General features: G+C 34.2%; 16 protein-coding genes. 15 read left to right on the top strand and 1 reads right to left on the bottom strand.

What is annotated here, in order from left to right; all coding sequences use genetic code 11:
• Positions 1 to 7 precede the first annotated feature (7 nt).
• Positions 8 to 1,357 (top strand): hypothetical protein, encoded by a 1,350-nt coding sequence (locus COU51_04140; GenBank protein ID PIR66444.1) that lies wholly within the window; start codon positions 8 to 10, stop codon positions 1,355 to 1,357.
• A 24-nt stretch (positions 1,358 to 1,381) separates the two neighbouring features.
• Here the strand turns inward: COU51_04140 and COU51_04135 are convergent, their stop codons facing one another.
• Positions 1,382 to 4,201: a hypothetical protein gene (locus COU51_04135; protein PIR66443.1), complete on the bottom strand. Its 2,820-nt coding sequence runs from the start codon at positions 4,199 to 4,201 to the stop codon at positions 1,382 to 1,384.
• A gap of 122 nt (positions 4,202 to 4,323) precedes the next feature.
• Between COU51_04135 and COU51_04130 the strand changes: the two genes are divergently transcribed.
• The 14 genes from COU51_04130 to COU51_04065 all read left to right on the top strand — a co-directional run bounded on the left by COU51_04130 (position 4,324) and on the right by COU51_04065 (position 18,772).
• Positions 4,324 to 5,331, top strand: coding sequence for an oxidoreductase (locus COU51_04130; GenBank protein ID PIR66442.1), 1,008 nt, complete (start codon positions 4,324 to 4,326; stop codon positions 5,329 to 5,331).
• Position 5,332: 1 nt separating this feature from the next.
• Positions 5,333 to 6,850 (top strand): hypothetical protein, encoded by a 1,518-nt coding sequence (locus COU51_04125; GenBank protein ID PIR66441.1) that lies wholly within the window; start codon positions 5,333 to 5,335, stop codon positions 6,848 to 6,850.
• 1 nt (position 6,851) lies between these two features.
• Positions 6,852 to 7,571 carry a hypothetical protein gene (locus tag COU51_04120; protein ID PIR66440.1) on the top strand — a complete coding sequence of 240 codons (720 nt, stop codon included), beginning with the start codon at positions 6,852 to 6,854 and terminating at the stop codon, positions 7,569 to 7,571.
• Positions 7,568 to 8,353 carry a hypothetical protein gene (locus COU51_04115; GenBank protein ID PIR66439.1) on the top strand — a complete coding sequence of 262 codons (786 nt, stop codon included), beginning with the start codon at positions 7,568 to 7,570 and terminating at the stop codon, positions 8,351 to 8,353. The genes COU51_04120 and COU51_04115 overlap by 4 nt, the downstream gene beginning before the upstream one ends.
• An 8-nt stretch (positions 8,354 to 8,361) precedes the next feature.
• Complete coding sequence (locus COU51_04110; GenBank protein PIR66438.1) at positions 8,362 to 9,465, top strand: erythromycin biosynthesis sensory transduction protein eryC1; 1,104 nt, start codon at positions 8,362 to 8,364, stop codon at positions 9,463 to 9,465.
• A 3-nt stretch (positions 9,466 to 9,468) separates the two neighbouring features.
• Positions 9,469 to 10,086, top strand: a complete 618-nt coding sequence (locus COU51_04105; GenBank protein PIR66437.1) for a methyltransferase type 11 — start codon at positions 9,469 to 9,471, stop codon at positions 10,084 to 10,086.
• An 11-nt stretch (positions 10,087 to 10,097) separates the two neighbouring features.
• Entirely contained in the window at positions 10,098 to 10,832 is a 735-nt protein-coding gene (locus COU51_04100) for a hypothetical protein (GenBank protein ID PIR66436.1), read from the top strand.
• Positions 10,833 to 10,842: 10 nt separating this feature from the next.
• A complete protein-coding gene (locus COU51_04095; protein ID PIR66435.1) occupies positions 10,843 to 11,970 on the top strand; it encodes a hypothetical protein in 1,128 nt (375 codons plus the stop codon).
• A 61-nt stretch (positions 11,971 to 12,031) separates the two neighbouring features.
• Positions 12,032 to 13,120 (top strand): UDP-N-acetylglucosamine 2-epimerase (non-hydrolyzing), encoded by a 1,089-nt coding sequence (locus COU51_04090; GenBank protein PIR66434.1) that lies wholly within the window; start codon positions 12,032 to 12,034, stop codon positions 13,118 to 13,120.
• Complete coding sequence (locus tag COU51_04085; protein ID PIR66433.1) at positions 13,117 to 14,121, top strand: hypothetical protein; 1,005 nt, start codon at positions 13,117 to 13,119, stop codon at positions 14,119 to 14,121. The genes COU51_04090 and COU51_04085 overlap by 4 nt, the downstream gene beginning before the upstream one ends.
• A gap of 1 nt (position 14,122) precedes the next feature.
• Positions 14,123 to 14,869 carry a hypothetical protein gene (locus COU51_04080; GenBank protein PIR66432.1) on the top strand — a complete coding sequence of 249 codons (747 nt, stop codon included), beginning with the start codon at positions 14,123 to 14,125 and terminating at the stop codon, positions 14,867 to 14,869.
• A 51-nt stretch (positions 14,870 to 14,920) separates the two neighbouring features.
• The gene (locus tag COU51_04075; GenBank protein PIR66431.1) at positions 14,921 to 15,856 is read left to right on the top strand and encodes a hypothetical protein; all 936 of its coding nucleotides are present in this window, start codon (positions 14,921 to 14,923) and stop codon (positions 15,854 to 15,856) included.
• 118 nt (positions 15,857 to 15,974) lie between these two features.
• Positions 15,975 to 17,816 (top strand): asparagine synthase (glutamine-hydrolyzing), encoded by a 1,842-nt coding sequence (gene asnB, locus COU51_04070; protein ID PIR66430.1) that lies wholly within the window; start codon positions 15,975 to 15,977, stop codon positions 17,814 to 17,816.
• 5 nt (positions 17,817 to 17,821) lie between these two features.
• Positions 17,822 to 18,772 carry a hypothetical protein gene (locus tag COU51_04065; GenBank protein PIR66429.1) on the top strand — a complete coding sequence of 317 codons (951 nt, stop codon included), beginning with the start codon at positions 17,822 to 17,824 and terminating at the stop codon, positions 18,770 to 18,772.
• The last annotated feature ends 92 nt before the right edge of the window (positions 18,773 to 18,864 follow it).

The following is an 18,864-nucleotide window of genomic DNA, read 5'->3' as shown; positions in this document are numbered from 1 at the left end:
ATCTATTATGCTTAGAATTAAAAAATTCATTAAGAAAAATAGAGGCTTGCTACTTGTTTTAGCGGTGGCTCTCATTTTGCGCATAATTTTTTTTGGGTTTATTTTACATAATTTCGGAGATAAGGGTTTTTATCCTCATAACAGCGAGGATTCTGAGCAGTATCTGACACTGGCAAAGAATCTATCTGAACATAGTGTTTTTTCAAGAAACGAAACGTCCCCTTTTGAGAATGAGTTTTTTAGGACGCCGGGCTATCCCTTTGTTATTTCTATTTTTTACCGTTTTATTCCCGTAGCCTGGCCCACAGTTTTATTCCAAGATTTACTTGCGCTTTTTGTTATAGTTATTATTTATAAGTTGTGTATTTTGCTCTTGCGAAAAAAATCAATAGCTCTGTTAGCGGCGGCCATATATGCGTGCGAACCAGCTGTGATTTATTGGAATAATCAGTTGCTTAGCGAGACATTGTTTACTTTTATATTGGTAGTTAGCGTTTATATTTTTGTAAAAAAGATTCTCATAAACCGCCAGGTCAACCCTTTAGCTTTTCTTGTGACAGGCGCGTTATTGGCATGTCTTAATTATGTGAGACCGGTCGCGCAATTTATTTTATTAGTTTTTGTAATTTTTTCCTTAGCAGTAATTAAAAAAATAAATTTTTGCTCTTTTTTCCGCTATTTTGTTGCCATATTGTTGATGGTTGCAGCATTTATAATTTTGATCTCTCCCTGGGCCGCAAGGAATAAAGTTTTATTTAATACTTTTGATTTATCTTCAGCAAGCAAAACCGTAGCTTTTAGAAAATATTTGACGATGACATATTTAAATGTCGGTGATAATGTGGCAGAAATAGGTGACATAAAAATGAATGATCTAAAATTAGTTACTTTAAAGTACATTGCCGCTCATCCCATTGCTTTTATGGAGGTTCATTTATCAAATATGATTCCTTTTTTTCTGGGTGATAGTTATTTTACTACAGCCGCTGCTATATATCCACCGCTTGAACAGCAAAGAGTAGTTTTTGAAACTTGGTTTTATTCCTGGAAAGATATTTTAAAAATTCCCGTACTACAATATAGGGGAGTTGGCGGGGTCATATTTTTGGGTGGCAAGGCAATACTTTTGATACTGAATTTATTCGCTTTGTTTGGTGTGCTTTATTGGATATTTGGCTTCAAGGACAATAGAATAAGTGCGGTATTCCTTCTTTTTTTAATTTATTATTTTGTCCTGGCGACAGGCGTAGCGTCTTATTCCCGTTTCCGGCAACCAGTCAATCCGTACATATACATATATATTGCCCTAGGAGTCTATGGGTTTGCTTATAAAATAAAAAATGCCACTAAAAAATAGTGGCATTTCTGGTTGTTTTTTGTTTTACATTAGCCCTACCGGAGCTTCCTCAAGATTAATTTCAAGATATTTTTTTAGAATGTCCCGGTTTCCTTTACCGTGATAATTTTCTAAACCCGGTTTATAATAATTTTCAGATGGCTCTTCATAAAAGTTATACTCTCCTGAATAGTTGGTTTCAATGTCGTTGTAATCAGCTTCGAATTGTGAGTATTCATCCGTTTTTATATTTTCTTTATTGTCCCAGATAATATTGTTATATATTTTTCCAAATCCGCCACCAAAAATCTCTTTTTTTCTATAGGCATTTATGCCTATATTATTATTTATAATGACATTATTCAAAATAACCGGGGTTGATAAATCTTTTGATTCTATTCCTATATTACATCCATTTAAAATATTATTAAAAATAACCGGCTCTTTTGAATTCTCTCCTACGCTTATACATTTGTCCCCTGATGCAAGTATTGTATTATTTTTAATACTGATTGAAGAACCGGAGATATCTATGCCGTCATTGCCATTGCTACTAAAATAATTATTACTTATCTCTCCTTTTGCGTAGTCTATATCCAAGCCGTCCGCACTATTTTTTATAAATCTGTTATTTTTTATTACCACATTTCCGTACTTTGCATTTGCGCCGTCATCCGATGAGCTGTTTTGAATTAAACTATCGCTTAATTCAAGGTCGGCATGGTAGGCTGATAACATTCCACTAAAGAAAATACCGTTTATATAAGAACTCCCACCACCGGATATATTTATAAATTGTAGCTTGTTTTTTTCTTTCTCGGTATTAACTATGCCAAAAGATCCCCACGGTTGCCCTTGATAGGCGGATTGGAATATAATAGGACTATCGGAATAGCCAATTGCCGAAACAGGGCTGTAAGATATGAGTGATATTTTTGGATAAAAGGTTAGGACAACGCCAGGCTGTATTATCAACTGGGATTTTTGCGGAATTATTATATTTTTTGTGATGGTATAAGAGCCAGCGGGTAGAAATATTTTTTCTCCATCTGTTTTAAATATGGGATTTTCGTTTACAAATTGCCGAGGACTATAGATAGTCTTGGGAAGATAATTAAAAGAGGTGTCGTCTGATAAGACTATGCTTTTTATATCAATATCTTTTTTGGTGATTGCATTGTCAAATTTTATTTTTACATTTTTAAGATTTAAGCCGTTTTGCTGTGTTCCATAAGGAATAATTTTTATGAATATGGCCACTTCATCTTTATCATAAATTAATTTATTAATATCTTTTATTGTGTTGTCATTTTTATTGATGTAGCCGGTTTTTATGATTTTATCGTCCTTATCAAGTTTAAGATTATTATTGGAATCATCAAATGCTTCAACAAACATATTGTCGTCTGTCGGTAGTTTAAGGCTTTTTAGCATTATGCCGGCGAAATTATCCGCTTTAGTCGTTGCCGTTATCAGATTTATATCGGAGTCATAATTTATAATCATGCTTGAATTATCAATTTTATAAAGATCTTTTAGATTACTAAACCTATTTTTAATAATATCGCGCATTTCTTTTATTTTTTTATCAAAGGTTAAATTATTGTCTACTTTTATCCAATCATCGTAAAAAGCTGGGCGTGTTGTTTCATAAAGTTTATCATAAAAGCTTAGGTCGTCTTTTAAATTATCTTCGTTACTTAAATAATTCCACAGGGATTTTTTTTGTTCAAAAAATAATTTTTTATTTGAATATATAAAGTTATTGATGATACTTTGCCAGTCTTCAAAAAGCGCATCGCTATCTCTTATTGTTACATCCCAAGGGATTGGTTCAAATTTTCCGCTACTATTGTTAAAGTATAGACGCATATTGCCTTTACCTCCCTGATGGCCTCCTGAAACCAATAGGGCAACGTTAGTCCAGCTGTAAAACTTTTCCATATCAAGTATTTGTGGCAATATTTTGTATGCTTCGTCTTTATTTTGGCTTTGCAGTATTTCGACCAGTTTTTTTATATCTGAAAAATTATTATAAGTAAATAATTTATCAGATATATTTTTTTTCCAAAGATTTATATCTTCAAAGGCTGATGTATCTTGGCGGTTTTCTTCTTTTCTGAGGCTAATAAGACCGTCATTGGTCGTATAAATACTGGAGTCGGCCGGCACTTGTTGTTTTTCCAAAAATCCTTTTGACCAATCTTCGACTTGGTAATATACGCCAGCATTTTTTTTATTTATTTCTAAATTTACAAAATTGTCCGCAGGCACCAATAGACCCATTTTTTTTGCCCGATAAGCATTTAGAGCCTCCGCAAGATAACCTCGGTCTATGGGCAATATAAGTTTTAACACTTCTTGGCCGTTAAATAAGTTTTCCTGGCTGAATATTATTTGCCAAGATTTTTTTTCTTTGGTCCAATGGTTTGGGTTGTCACCTCGGTAATGTACCTCTACTTCGTATTTTTTGTCACCATAAGAAAAGATTGCGGGCACTGTTTTCTTATATTCGTCCTCCAAGAAAACACTTCCGCTAAAAACGGCATCGGATATCGACTCAGGCAAATTTTTATTTAATTTTTCCAGCTGATTTTTTTTAATCGTCAATTTGTAGTGGGGTATTTCCGATGCCCCTATTGTTTTTGGCAGATAGAACGTATTTATCGCGTTATTATAACTTTTGCGCATAAATCGATAAACAGGTAGGAGATATTGTACTGCAGAATCAAAAATCAAGATATTTTTGTTGTTTCTTATATATATTCCCAAGAAAAATAAATTGGCAGATAAAATACCGATAATAAATAACACCGCGCATGCCAGCAGTTTCTTTTTGTGCTTTTCAATTATTATTTTGAGCATAATTTTGTGGCTGTATTGACCTTGTATCTATTTACCACTATTTTCATATTTTTTCAAATTATCATATTTGACGCTCTATATATTATAGAGTAAGGTATATGTATATAATTTTAACATAAAATATGGAATACCCGTTAAAAATAGCAATTATTGGCGCAGGTTACTGGGGAAAAAACTTGATACGAAATGCAGCTTCGTCCGCAAGCGTTTCTTTGGTCTATGTATGTGATTTGGACCTCAGGCTTTTGGAAAGGGCAAGAAGTAATTTTCCATTTATAAAAACCACTTGTGATTCCGAAGACATATTTAAGGCAAAAGATATTGAAGCTGTTTTTATAGCAACGCCGGTTGTGAGCCATTATAAGCTAGCCAAACGTGCTTTGGAGTCGAGTAAGCATGTTTTTGTTGAAAAGCCTATGACTGAAACATCCGCCGAAGCAAGAGAATTGATTGAATTGGCAAAGAAAAATAATTTATTACTTCATGTTGACCATACGTTTATTTATACTGGCGCTGTCAGGAAAATAAAGGAGCTTATTAATGCTGATGAATTGGGAGAAATAAGGTATATTGATTCCGAAAGGATTAATCTCGGGCTTATACAGCCGGATGTAAATGTCATTTATGACTTGGCAGTTCATGATCTTTCGATTTTTAATTATATTTTAAAGGAAAAGCCTATGTCTGTGGCGGCTTTTGGGAAAAGTTATGTTACGCAGAACAGAGAAAATCCAGTAGAGGAAATGGCGCATATTCATTTGGAATATCCTTCTGGGACCATGGCGCACATACACATAGGATGGCTCTCACCGGTTAAAATAAGAAAAATGTTGATTGGCGGAAGCAAAAAAATGGTTTTATATAACGATATAGAACCAACTGAAAAAGTCAAGGTGTATGATCATGGAGCAGACTTGGATTTTAAAAGTGAGACACCAAGTGACGTAATATACAGGAGCGGTGATGTCTATATTCCGGCATTGGAACGGTCCGAAGCACTAGCTATAGAAATAAGCCATTTTGCGGATTGCGCGGTGAATGGCAAACCTTCTTTAACCGGCGGAGAAGAAGGCTATGAGGTGGTCCGTATTTTGGAGGCTACTCAAAAAATATTAAAACGCAATAGGTAATATGCCCGGCAAGCGCGATATATTCCAAAAAAAATATATTGGAAAGGACTGTCTGTCTTTTGGTAGCTCTTTAATTCTGAATAAAGAGCTGGCTTGGGATAGGATTTCTCGCAGAGCAAAGCGCTCAATAGTAAAGGCCAAAAATTTAAGCGGTTTGGAAATAAAAAAAGTTGCAGGTACAAAAAGCGACATAGACCTCTTTCGGACAGTATGGTACAATCCGCAAGATTCAGATTTGAATTTAGGTGGAGGGGGGTTTAAAGATAATTGGCGCGGATGGTTTGCTTATTTAAATGGTAAATTTGTTGCAGGAACGATTGTCGGCGAAGTGGATAATATATTATTTTTATGGTTTAATGGCGCCAATGAAGAGGCAAAAAAGTTTGGGATTCCTAGTTTGATGATATGGAATATTGTAGAGCAATACCATAACTCAAAATTTAGATATCTTGATATAGGGTGTTCTTTTAAGCCATCCTTGCAAGAGTTTTTTAAAAATTGGGCGACATACGAGTATCCTACTATTTTCCATGCGCCCGACTTAATCCCCCAAATAGACATAACCCCTTTTGATACCAGTAGTCTTGGGTCAATGCCTGATAACGGTATTGATGTCGATAAAAAGCTTGGCGAAAAATTTGATCATAAGCCTTTTACATATTTTCCTCGCGGAAAGTATGCTATCTTTGCAGTATTAAAATATTTAGGACTAAAACAGGATGATGAGGTATTCATTACCACGACAACAGGATCACCTTATTTGTCTATCGGAGTTTCCACAACCGTAGAAGAGGTATGTTCCTGGTCGCGCAAAATATCCAGTAAGACAAAAGCGGTTATTTTAATACATGAGTTTGGTTTTTTGCATCCCAAACGAAAAGAGATAAAACAAATGTGCAAAGAACATGGCTGGCCTCTTATTGAGGACTGTGCATATGCATGGAATAGCGGAGATGCCGGGCAATATGGCGATTATGTAATTTATTCTTTTCCAAAATTTTTTCCCGTCCAATACGGAGGTATTTTAGTCGGCGTGTCCTTTAGTGATAAGGAAATATGGGATAATTTTTATTGTTTGGACGTTAAGAAAAGGGAGGTAATAAAAGAACAACTTTCCGCATTTATAAAAGGAGAAGATGAAGCGGCGGAAAAGAGGTTGTATAATTATAGATATTTAGAAAAGCTGGCAAAAGAAGAAGGTTTCGAAACTTTTTTTGAATTAAAGTTGGGCGAAGTGCCGGCAGCGCTGATGTTGAGGGTTGGAAGCCACGAAAAAATGCTTGAAGTAAGTGGCAGGCTCAGGCATTTTGGAATTGAATGCGGAGCTTATTATCATAATAACGCATGTTTTTTCCCAATCCATCAGAACTTAAATGAGCGCCATTTAAATTATATTTACGGAGCTTTACGATCCTTGTATAGGGAAGGATGCGGAGTGCGCTTGCCGGAATATTTTATTGAAATAACCCAAACTAAAAAAAATAGAAATGACCATCCAGAAGAAAAATGGATAAAATAATATGCAGACTAAAGATTCAATAAATAAATATGCAGGGTGTTATAATACGGAAGTTGATTTTGATCGCTATTTTATTGATTTTCGTTTTAGATGTTTACAAGAAAATTATCCAAATTTAGGAGATGCATTAGAGCTTGGGTGCGCAAACGGATTAATGACTAAGAATCTTTTAGAAATTAGTAAATCCTTAGAGGTTGTAGAAGGCGGCGAACATTATATTTTAGCAACGAAAAAAAAATTAGGAGCTAAGGCAGAAGCCATTAAATTTAATCATTCGCTATTTATTGATTTCGAATCGAATAAAAAATATGATGCAATTATTTTTTCTAGTATGTTGCACGAAGTTGATGAGCCTGTAGAGTTATTAAAAAAATATAAAAATTTAATTAAAGAAGATGGTATGATATATATTAATGTTCCAAATGCACAATCTCTTCATCGTCAAATCGGAAAGGAAATGGGTATGTTAGAAAATTTATATGAATTTAATGAACGCGATATAAAGTTTTGTCATCAGAGAATTTATGACATGAAGAGCCTTGTTGCTGATATTGAAGGTGCTGGTTGGCAAATAAAGAAAAAAGGCGGTTTTTTTCTTAAGATGTTATCTAATAGTCAATTGAATGGATTAGAGCCAAAAATGATTAGCGCTTTGTATAATGTAAGTAAAGATATTCCTGCAGAATTGTGTGCAGAAATTTATGTCTTTGCAACTTTATGAAAATAGCTTGTTCAGTACCAATTTTGACATTAAATAACGAGGAGACGCTTGAGCGTTTGCTTTCTAGCCTGATAAATTTTGATGACGTGTACCTTGTTGATGGAAACAGCACGGATAAAACCCTTGAAATAGCAAAAAAATATAATATCCCAGTTTATAAGCAAGTTGATACCAATGAGCCTAATGTGCGTATTTCAAATTTTGCCGAGATGAGGAATAGGGCACTGTCCTTTGCCCGCTATGACTGGATTTTTGACATAGACTCTGATGAATATATAACTTCGGAGCTTGAAAATGAGATTAGCAGCTTTATCGAATCCGAGGATGAAAATATTATCGGATGTATCCAACGTTCTCCTTTGTTAAAAAGCGGACGCATCATAAAATACGCTTTTTTCATGCCGGATTATTATCCTAGGTTGTTTAACCTTAAAACCGGAATTCATTTTGACCCCAAGAAAGTTGTTCATGAAACACTGATAATTCCCGAAAATGTAAAAAGTGTATATCTAAAATCAACTGCAATAAGCGGATGGCCTACTTATGATGAGTGTATTATAAAAGATAATAATTATTTAAGTATAATGAAAAAGAAAAGAAGCGGTTTGGGTTTTAGAAAAGGATCAAGAGTAGCGGTAATAAATTTTTTAAAAGCTCTAAACATATTACGAAAGTCGCTATATGATAAAATTATGCATCCGAAAGACAGTTTACCTATTAAATTTATTTGGAGGTTTGTGCGCTATCATTTGATTTTATCAAAAGACGCCATAAAAAAATAATAAAATATATGAAAGTACCATTTATAGACTTAGAGGCACAGTATCAACCGATGAAAGGGGAAATAAAAAGCGCATTGGAGGGTATCTTAGATTCTTGCGCTTTTATTCAAGGTCCGGCAGTTTTTAATTTTGAAAGGGATTTTGCCGATTATCTGGGGGCGCAAGCCGTGGCATGTGTAAATTCCGGTACGTCAGCCCTTTATTGCGCTTTACGCGCGTTAGGTATAGGTCCGGAAGACGAAGTAATAACCGTTCCGAATACTTTTATAGCTACAGCCGAGGCAGTGTCCTTAACCGGTGCAAAACCTGTTTTTGTTGATGTTTGCAAAGAAAGCGCGCTTATGGACGTTTCACAATTAGAGAGTACTATTACAGAAAAAACAAAAGCAATTATACCTGTTCACTTATACGGCCAGTGTGCCGATATGGATGAAATTTTAAGAATTGCGAAAGAACGCGGATTATTTGTGATAGAAGATGCTTGTCAGGCTCATGGGGCCGAATATAAAGGTAAGAAAGCCGGTACGATAGGCGATGTGGGTGCTTTTAGCTTTTATCCGGGAAAAAATCTTGGCGCATATGGAGAAGGCGGAGCAGTTGCTTCAAATAATGCCGATTTAATAAGCAAAGTAAAATTAATCCGCGATCATGGTGCGCTGGAGAAATATAAACATAGCGTAATCGGGGGGAATTTTAGAATGAGTGGCTTTCAGGGTGCTGTTTTAGGTTTAAAGCTTAAGTATCTGGACAATTGGATAGAATCCAGAAGAAAAAATGCAAGATTATATAGAGAGAATCTATCGGGCTTGCCAGTGGAAATAATTAAAGAAGAAGAATACAATAAGCATAATTATCATTTATTTGTGATTTTGACGGAAAAAAGAGATGAGCTTGTGGATTATTTAAAAAAGCATGATGTTTTTTCCGGAATTCATTATCCAATACCGGTACATTTGCAAGAAGCTTATGCAGATTTTGGTTGGAAGAATGGCGATTATCCGGTTTCGGAAGGGCTTGCGAAGAAGATTTTGTCTTTGCCGATGTATCCTGAACTTAGAGAAGAACAGATAAAATATGTTGCCGGACTTTTAAAAGAATTATATCAAAAGTAACTCATGGATTTGCAAGTAGAAAAAAATCATTATTTTAATAGACGCTATAACCATAAGGCACGATGGCTTTCTTATTGGTATCAGATAGATTTAGCATTAGAGATAGACGCAAGGTCTGTTTTGGAAGTTGGCATTGGTAATGGGATTGTAAAGGATTATTTAAAAAAAGCCGGCAAATCGGTTTTGGCTCTGGATATAGACAAAGGACTTGAACCGGATTTTGTCGGGTCGGTAGAAAAAATACCAATGGAAGGAGAAACGGTTGATTGCGTGCTGGCGGCTGAGGTTTTGGAACATTTGCCGTTTGAAAAATTTGACGCTTGCCTTAAAGAAATGGCAAGGGTTTCCAAAAAATGGGCGATTATTTCTCTTCCTGATGCAAGGAGAACACTTTGTAATTTTTATTTGAAAAAACCGTTTTTACCGCCGTTAAAATTATTTTTAAAAATGCCGGCAATGAAAGCGCATAAATTTGACGGTCAGCACTATTGGGAGCCGGGTAGAAGAAGATATCCGTTAAAGCGGGTAGAGAGTCGGATAAAAGCGACAGGCTGGAAAATAGAAAAAAGTTTTACGCCATATGATGTGCCGACAAAACATTTTTATCTTTTAAAAAAATAATCTATTTTTTTATGTCGGGAATAAAAGAACTTAGAAAGATTTGCCAAAAATCAGAATACGCGCCTTCATGGCAAACACAAAGCATTGAGGGTAGGATAAACAGGATTTTTTCTATTTATTTTACCCATGTTTTTATCCATACACCTATTACACCAAATCAGATTACAGCGCTTGGAACTATTTTTTATTTGTCAGGAGTGTCACTATTTATTTTTGGAAGAGTGAATTTTTATATAATTGGACTTATTTTGATGTTCATATCATTCATATTGGATGCTTGTGACGGCGAAGTTGCGCGCTATAAAAAATCCGCTCAAGGAGGAAATATAGGTGGCGCTTATGTAGAGCCGGTAAGTCATGACATAATGTATGCCTTTTATTTTTTGCCGATAGGTATCGGCCAGTCATTGATTCTTGGAAACCGTCTGCCTTTAATAGCCACCCTTATAGCGACTGTATCAAAGCTTTTATTTCGGCTTGCGGAGTTTAGGTATGACGCAATGCAGAGGATTGTCGCGGAAAAACAAGGCAAGACTTACGGTTGGCTCCAGTATAAAAAGGCACCCACAAACATATTTTATTTAATATACAGAAATTTTTTTACCGGCACGGGAATGTTTTTTGTGCTTATTATAGCCGTTCTCATAGGGCATATAGACTGGTATTTATATTTTTACGCATCGGGATTTTTTATGATATGGATATATAAAATGTTGAGGCAATGGAAACGAATAAGAAAATTATAATATAATCAAAATGAAGATTTTTTATATCGCTAATGTCAGGATGCCGACCGAAAAGGCGCATGGCGGACAAATTATGAAAATGTGCGAGGCCTGGGGCAAAAAGCACCAGGTTGTTTTGTGGTCGCCTTGGCGGATTAATTATATTAAAAAAAATCCATTTGATTTTTATGGTGTAGAAAAGAATTTTAAAATTAAAAAAATATTTTCTTTGGATTTTTTGCCGATGCAATGGCTTTTTGGTAGAGCTGCCTTTTATTTTCAGAATATTTCTTTTGCGATTTTTGTTTCTTTAAGATTGGCTTTTTCTCAAGCTGATTTATTTTTTAGCCGTGATTTTTGGTCAAGCTTTTTTCTATCTTTATTTGGAAAAAAAGTAGTGTATGAAATACACGATTCTCCAAATCAGCATCAAATAACAAGATTTGCATTTAAAAAAATTTATAAATTTATCACAACTAACGCTTTTAAAAAGCAGGAGTTGATAAATAGCTTTGGCATTAATGAAGGAAAAATATTAGTAGCAACAAATCGAGTTGATTTTGATTTTTTCAATATTAAAGAAAATAAAGCTGAAGCCAGAAAGATATTGAATTTACCAGAAGATAAAAAAATAGTTTTATATACAGGACACCTGTATTCTTGGAAGGGGGCGGAAACACTTGGGAAGGCGGCAAGAAAAATGAGCAGAGATGTTTTGACTGTCTTTGTTGGTGGCACAAGGGAAGATGAAAAAAAATTTCGTGAAGATTTTGGTAACGATGATGCTACTTTGATATTAGGGCACCAAGAATATAAAAAGATACCTTATTTTTTAAGAGCGTCAGATGTTTTAGTTTTGCCAAATACTGCCAGAGAACGTATTTCTTTACGCGAGACTTCACCTCTAAAACTTTTTGAATATATGGCTTCTGGTAAACCGGTGATTGCGTCTGATTTACCATCCATAAGGGAGGTGGTGAGTGAAAAAGAGGTTGTTTTTTTTGAACCGGACAATCCAGATGATTTGAGTAATAAGATAGAAGAAGTATTATCAAATTATGAAAAGTATTCAGGCTCGGTAAGAGATACTGAGACATTCGCAAAATGGTTTTCTTGGGATAATAGAGCGGAAAATATTTTAAAATTTGTGGAAAATTAGACAAATATTGACTTTTTGCCCTTTTTCCTCTATTATATTATAATAATAATTTTTTCGAATTATGAAGAAAATCCTATTTATAGCTGGAGCCAGACCTAATTTTATGAAGATATCTGCCCTTACAAGGGCGGCTTCTTTATATGCGGATAAGTTGCAAATAGGAATAATACATACGGGACAGCATTATGATGACGAACTTTCGGAAGTATTTTTTAGAGAGTTCAAAATGCCAAGACCTTTGGCAAACTTGGGCATAGGCTCTGGATCGAGAAGGGAGCAGATCGGTAAGACCTTAAAAATGCTTTCTTTATATATCAGAGCATTAAAACCGGATTTGATAGTTGTTGTCGGAGATGTTAATTCTACTTTAGCAGGAGCCTTGGCTGGAGCCAGTGAAAATGTTCCAGTCGCCCACGTTGAAGCAGGACTCCGTAGTTTTAATTGGAAAATGCCGGAAGAAGCAAATAGAGTTATGACAGACCATCTGTCAGATTTTCTTTTTGTAACCGAAAATAGCGCTGTTAATAATTTGAAAGCAGAGGGCATTACAGAGGATAAAGTATTTTTTAGTGGTAACGTGATGATTGATACACTTTTACATTTTGGTGATTTATCTGAGAGGTCTGATGCTCTTGTGAAAAATTCTTTAACTCCGAAAGGTTATGCTTTGTTAACTTTGCATCGCACGGAAAACGTAAGCGATGGTAAACATCTGGCAGAATTACTTTTTGCTATCAATGAAATAAATAAAAGTATACCCGTTATTTGTCCGCTTCATCCTAGAACAGAAAAAGCGTTAAAAGATTTTAATTTGACTGCAAATTTTACTATTCTAGGACCTCAACCATATTTGGATTTCATAAATTTACAAAAAAATGCCGAATTCGTTTTAACTGATTCCGGCGGAATACAGGAAGAGACGACTATTTTTAATGTGCCATGTATTACTTTACGCGAAGAAACAGAAAGACCGGTAACTTGCGAACTTGGAACAAATGAAGTTGTGGGAAGAGATAAAGAAAAAATATTTGAAGCTGTGGGAAGAGTTTTGAATGGTGAGTGGAAAAAAAGAGAAGGAGAAATAATGGGCTGGGATGGTAATGCAAGCAAAAGGATAATGGGCATATTAGCCGAACATCTTAATATATGAAACTTTTATTTATAACCACAAAGATACATGAGCGAGATGATGATTTTGCATTCGCTTCTCTTTGGGTGAAAGAGTTTATACGCCAAGGCTTTGACATAAGTGTTATTTGTCATGAGAAAGAGGTTTATACTGACAATTTTCCAGTTTATTCTTTAGGCCGTGAAAAAGGATTTAGTAAGTTTAAGTCAATGCTGATATTTTTAAAACTTATTTTAAGCCTTGATTATGATAGGGTATTTGTTCATATGAATCCAAAATGGATTGTACCCGGTGCTTTATTTTGGCGGATAAAAAATACCCCTGTTTATTTATGGTACACCCATTATACAATGCATTTTCCTTTACGAGTTAGTCATTGGCTTTGTAAACGTCTTTTTTGCGCAACAAAAAATAGTATGCCTCAGTATGAAGGAGATCCTAAAAAGATAGTTACTGGACATGGGATAGACATGCGTTTTTGGGATTTTAATGCTACGCCTCAGAACGAGAGAAGGGCAAAGACAGAACTCTTATCGATACACAGGGTATGTCGCTCAAAACGTCTCGACTTGGTAATAAAAGCGCTAAAATTTTTACCTGATGAATACACCCTAACAGTTTATGGTCGTGAATTAGAGGATAACTATGCAAAAGAAATAAAGGATTTAATTAAAGAATTAAATCTTGTAGATAGGGTAAAACTGATGGGTTCTGTGCCAATGCCCGAACTTTTAAAAATATATCCTCAATATCAGATTATGGTAAATATGGCTTTAGAAACTATTGATAAAACAATGATAGAGGCGATGCTTGCCGGACTGCAAGTAGTAACAACGTCAAACAATGCCAGAGCGATTGGATTACCGGATTTTCCAAAAGAAGAAACGCCGGAAGCGATTGCAGAATATATAAAAAATATTAATTTTTTATCGATAGAAGAATCGCGCAAAATTGTTAAAGAAAATCATTCTTTAGAGTCGCTTGTTAAAAAAATGGGAGAATATATAAAAGCAGGAAATTAATATGGAAGATTTTAAAATAAAATTAGAAAAATCGTATCATGATTTATCGCCTCTTTCTAAAAGATGGAAAAAAGAGGAGAAGGAGCACTTGAATACACTGTCTTTATTCAAGGAAAGGATGGGTAGTTTTGAAAATAAAAAAATATTAGAAGTTGGAAGTGGTCTCGGTATCTTGGTACATACCTTAAATTTATTAGGAGCAAAAACAAGTGGGATTGATAAGTACATTTTGGAAGAATGGGGGATAGAGGGCGTAGAAGACTTGTGGCAAAAGTTTGGATTGGATATAAAAGTGGAAGATCTTTTTGATTGTAGTTTAGAAGAGGGAACTTATGATGCGATTATTTCTGAAAACGTTATAGAACATTTAGGCTATAGTCAAAAAAGATTTTTAGAAAAAATATATAAAACTCTTAAGCCGGGCGGGATCTTGGTTTTATCAACTCCTAATTTGGCGACTTTTTTAAAACAAGCAAGATTTTTGTTTGGAAAAAGCGTATATTGGGATTTTGATGATTTTTTCGTGAACGGTCAGCCGTATGGACATACTAGAGAATTTACTGCGGATGAATTAAAGAAAATGGCAAAGATTGTTGGATTTAAAGACATGGAAGTCCATATGCATAATACTTATTTTAAAAAACAATGGATGTTTAATTTTAAAAAATTTCCAAAATTTTTAAGTTGGTTATTGTCAGAGATTTTTCAATCGAGAAGAGACACTCTATATTTAATTACAAAGAAATAAGGCGCGTGGAATAGGTGGAGTTTCAAGAGAATTTTTGTAAAATCATAAATTATGAAAAAAATAACTTGTGCGATTTGTAACGATAGTAGTTCGGAGCTTATTTACAATAAGGGTATTTTTAAAAGAGGGGAAAAGCTTGTGAAGTTTAATAATGTTATTTGCAAAGAGTGTGGCTTAGTTTATATAAATCCGAGAAAGGCGCCGAATGATGTAATGGGTTTTTCTAAAGAAAATTATGTTGCCAGTTGTTTCGCGTTAGATACTGAAGAAAAGATAGAAGAATATATGCAACACGTATTGGAAAAGAATAAGGGTGAAAATATTAATTTGACTTTTTTATCAAAATTTTTAAAACCAGAATATAATGTATTGGAAATCGGTTCCGGTTTTGGTTTATTTTTGAAAGACATTAAAAATAGCTATGGTTGCAAAACTAAGGGGATAGAGCCGGCTACTTCAGCCTGTTACGCGATAGCCAAGTATGGTCTTGATATTTATCATGGCACTTTTGAGGAATTTTATGATAAAGAAAGAGGCGCGGAAAAATTTGATATTATCTTAATGCATCATGTTTTTGAACATTTTTCTGAGCCAGTCCAAATATTAAAAAAGATTAGTACTTTTTTAAATCTGAATGGATTTTTATATATAGAAGTTCCGAATATTCTAAATTTTGAGCGGCGAGTAAGGCATTTTTTCGATTTTTGGCATTATTACAATTATTCGCCAGCTACATTAAGTAGGGTTTTAAAAAATGGTGGGTTTAAAATAATTAGTAGGAATGTTAAAAAACCCTCTCGTATTCAAGTAATTGCTACTAGAATAGAAAGTAATATTTTAGAATTAAATTTAGAAAACGAGAATTCTTATAAAGAAATTAAAAAATATATTAGAAAAAGGATAATTTCTGATTCTTTTTATGTAATTCCCGCATACACTAAAAAAATTTTAAAATTTATTTCACAAAGAATATTACAGAAGAAGTAAACTATTCTATTTGTGTTTAAAATAATATAAAGGTAGTTTTTAAAAAATTGAATCTTAATAAAGTCGGAAATTTTTTCGGCAAGGAGAGATATTTTATATTTAATTGCAAAAAAATAAAATGTGTGGAATAAACGGTTTTAATTGGCGCGACGAAGACTTGATAAAAAAGATGAATACAAAAATTACTCACCGCGGACCTGACGGCGGGGGTATTTTTTTGGATGAAAATATTTCTTTAGGACATAGGCGGTTAGCTATTATTGATTTGAGTGATAAGGCCAGTCAGCCAATGAAGAGCGCTGATGGAAGATTTGTTATTACCTATAACGGCGAGTTATATAATTTTAAAGAAATAAAAAAAGAATTATTAGAATTTAATTTTAAATCTGATTCCGATACGGAGGTTGTTCTATACAGTTTTATAAAATGGGGGGAAGATGCGCTGAAAAAATTTAATGGAATTTTTTCTTTTGCTATTTGGGATAAGCAAAAGAAAGAGCTTTTTTTGGCGCGTGATCAATCTGGCGTAAAGCCACTATATTACTGGCATAACAATAGAAAATTTATTTTTTCATCAGAAGTAAAAGCAATTTTGGAATATGAAAATGTAAGGAAAGATTTAAATATTGATGCATTGAACAAATACTTGCGTTTTTTATATTGCTTAGGTCCAGAAACGATGTGGCAAGGAATTATGAAATTACAGCCCGGACATTTCGCAATTGTAAAGGATAATAATTTAAAAATAGAAAGTTATTACGATTTAGAAGAGGGGACATATCTAAAAGAGAGTGAGGCTGATCTACGGATATTGATTAGAGAACAAGTGGAACGTGCAGTAGAACGTCAGCTTATTTCTGATAGGCCGGTTGGACTTTTTCTTTCAGGCGGGCTTGATTCAAGTATTATTTGCGCGGCAATGACAAAGAGCGCAAAGGGACCGATAAAAACATTTTCAGTTGGATTTGAAACAGAGATTGAAAAAGAAAAATTTAATGCGGATTTTAACTTAGCGAAAAAAACTGCCGAGTATTTTAATACAGCGCATACTCCAATTACTATTACGGCAAAAGACGTTAAGGATAATTTTGAAAATTGTATTATTGCTATGGATGAACCGGTCTCCAATCATATCCAAGTAGCAACTTATATTCTTGCGAAAGAAGCAAAAAATCAGGTCGCAGTTGTTTTAGGGGGAGACGGGGGAGATGAAACTTTTGGGGGTTATGATAGGTATTATTATAACTATTTTATAGAAAGAGCGCGAATGTTTTTCCCGTTGTTAATGAATAAAAAAATTGTTCAATCTATCGGAGGAATTTTTGGTAAAGAAGAGTTGGCAAAAAAGTTATCTAGTGAACACGGATTGGACCGTTTTTGGCTTTTTATGGCGCAGAAAGAAGATGTTATATCAAGATTTTTAAATAATGATTTCAATAATGCTTATTCTGTAAGGAATGCTTATACCAGGTATTTTGAAAAAAGTGTAAAAGATAACGTTAATCAAATGATATTGACTGATTTAAAAACTTGGCTTCCGGATGAGTCACTTATTCGTAGTGATAAACTGACAATGGCTCACGGACTTGAAGAAAGAGTGCCTTTTTTAGATAAAGAACTTGTGGAGCTAGCTTTTAGGATACCGTCAAAATATAAATTAAATAGTAGATATCAAGGAAAAAAATGTTTAAAAAATGCCTTTGCGGATATTCTGCCGGAGTTTGTTTTAGAAGAGAGGAAGCGAGGATTTTTCTCGCCTGCGGCAAAGTGGTTGCGTACTGATTTGAAACCGATGGTCTGTGAGATTCTTTCTCCCGGTTATTCTTCAAAAACTGCAGAGTTATTTAATTGGGAGGTAATAAATGATATACTAAATAATCATATTGATAAAAAAGAGTATGGATTGAATACTATATGGTCGCTTATGACATTTCAAGTCTGGGCTAGAAATTATCTATAAAAAATATGCAGCAAAATATTTATATAAAATGTCCGCTTTGCGGAGAAGATAATACTGAGACGATTTATACGAAGGGAAATCTAAGTAAAGGTTTAATTAATGTTATCTGCAAGAATTGTTCGCTTGTCTATATAAATCCACGCCCCTCGGAGGAGGAATATTTAGAATTCCATAAAGAAGAATTTCTACGCGATAGCCATGGCTTGAAAGATGTATCGCAGTTTGCGGAAAAACAAGAAAGCAATTTGCGCTTAAAGGGAAAAGTATATGATTTTTTGGAAGAGTATCTAAAAGAGGGAGATAATGTTTTGGACATCGGATGTGGGTTTGGGACGCTTCTCCATATAATACAAGAGAAGAAACATTGTAATATTTGGGGTATAGAGCTTTCGCAACTTGATGTTGAAGCCGGAAAAAAATATTATAATTTAAACCTCTTGAATATCAATTTTGATGATTTTGCCAGCCAACCGGAAAACAAAAACAAGTTTGATTTTATTGCCATGCACCATACCTTTGAGCATTTCCCCGATCCTTTAGAAAAGCTGGAATTCATCAAAAGCATATTAAAAGATTCCGGAAAAGTTTATATTGGCGTGCCTAATATACTGAACGTCAAAAAGCGGCCTGATGTATTTTTTCAAATAGGTCACCCTTTCAGCTATTCTTTATATACTATCGGTAAGGTTTTAGAAAAGTCTGGATTTAAAATTATAAAATTCAGCAATCGTGCGGCTTTTCCTGGCGGAATGGAAATGATAATATCTTCTAGCCCTGCCGAAAAAGGCATTGTATTTAAAAAAGACGATTATCGTAAAGTGGTAGAATATGTGAAAGAAATTGAAAATAAATTTTCCCTTTTTAGGAGGTTGCGGGATAGGCTTTTTTTCTGGTTGCCGGCTAGATTGAGGCTAAAGCTTTCTAGGGCGATAAACAGATTGCTTAAAAAAATATAATTTTTGCTAAATTTGGCTAAAATATCTTAGCAATTCTTTACATTTTTTGATAAATCGGGTAATATTGATATTATAATTAATATTGATACTAT

The organism is Parcubacteria group bacterium CG10_big_fil_rev_8_21_14_0_10_36_14, assembly GCA_002772895.1.
Classification (GTDB): Bacteria; Patescibacteriota; Patescibacteriia.
This window is presented reverse-complemented; position numbering and strand designations above follow the sequence as displayed.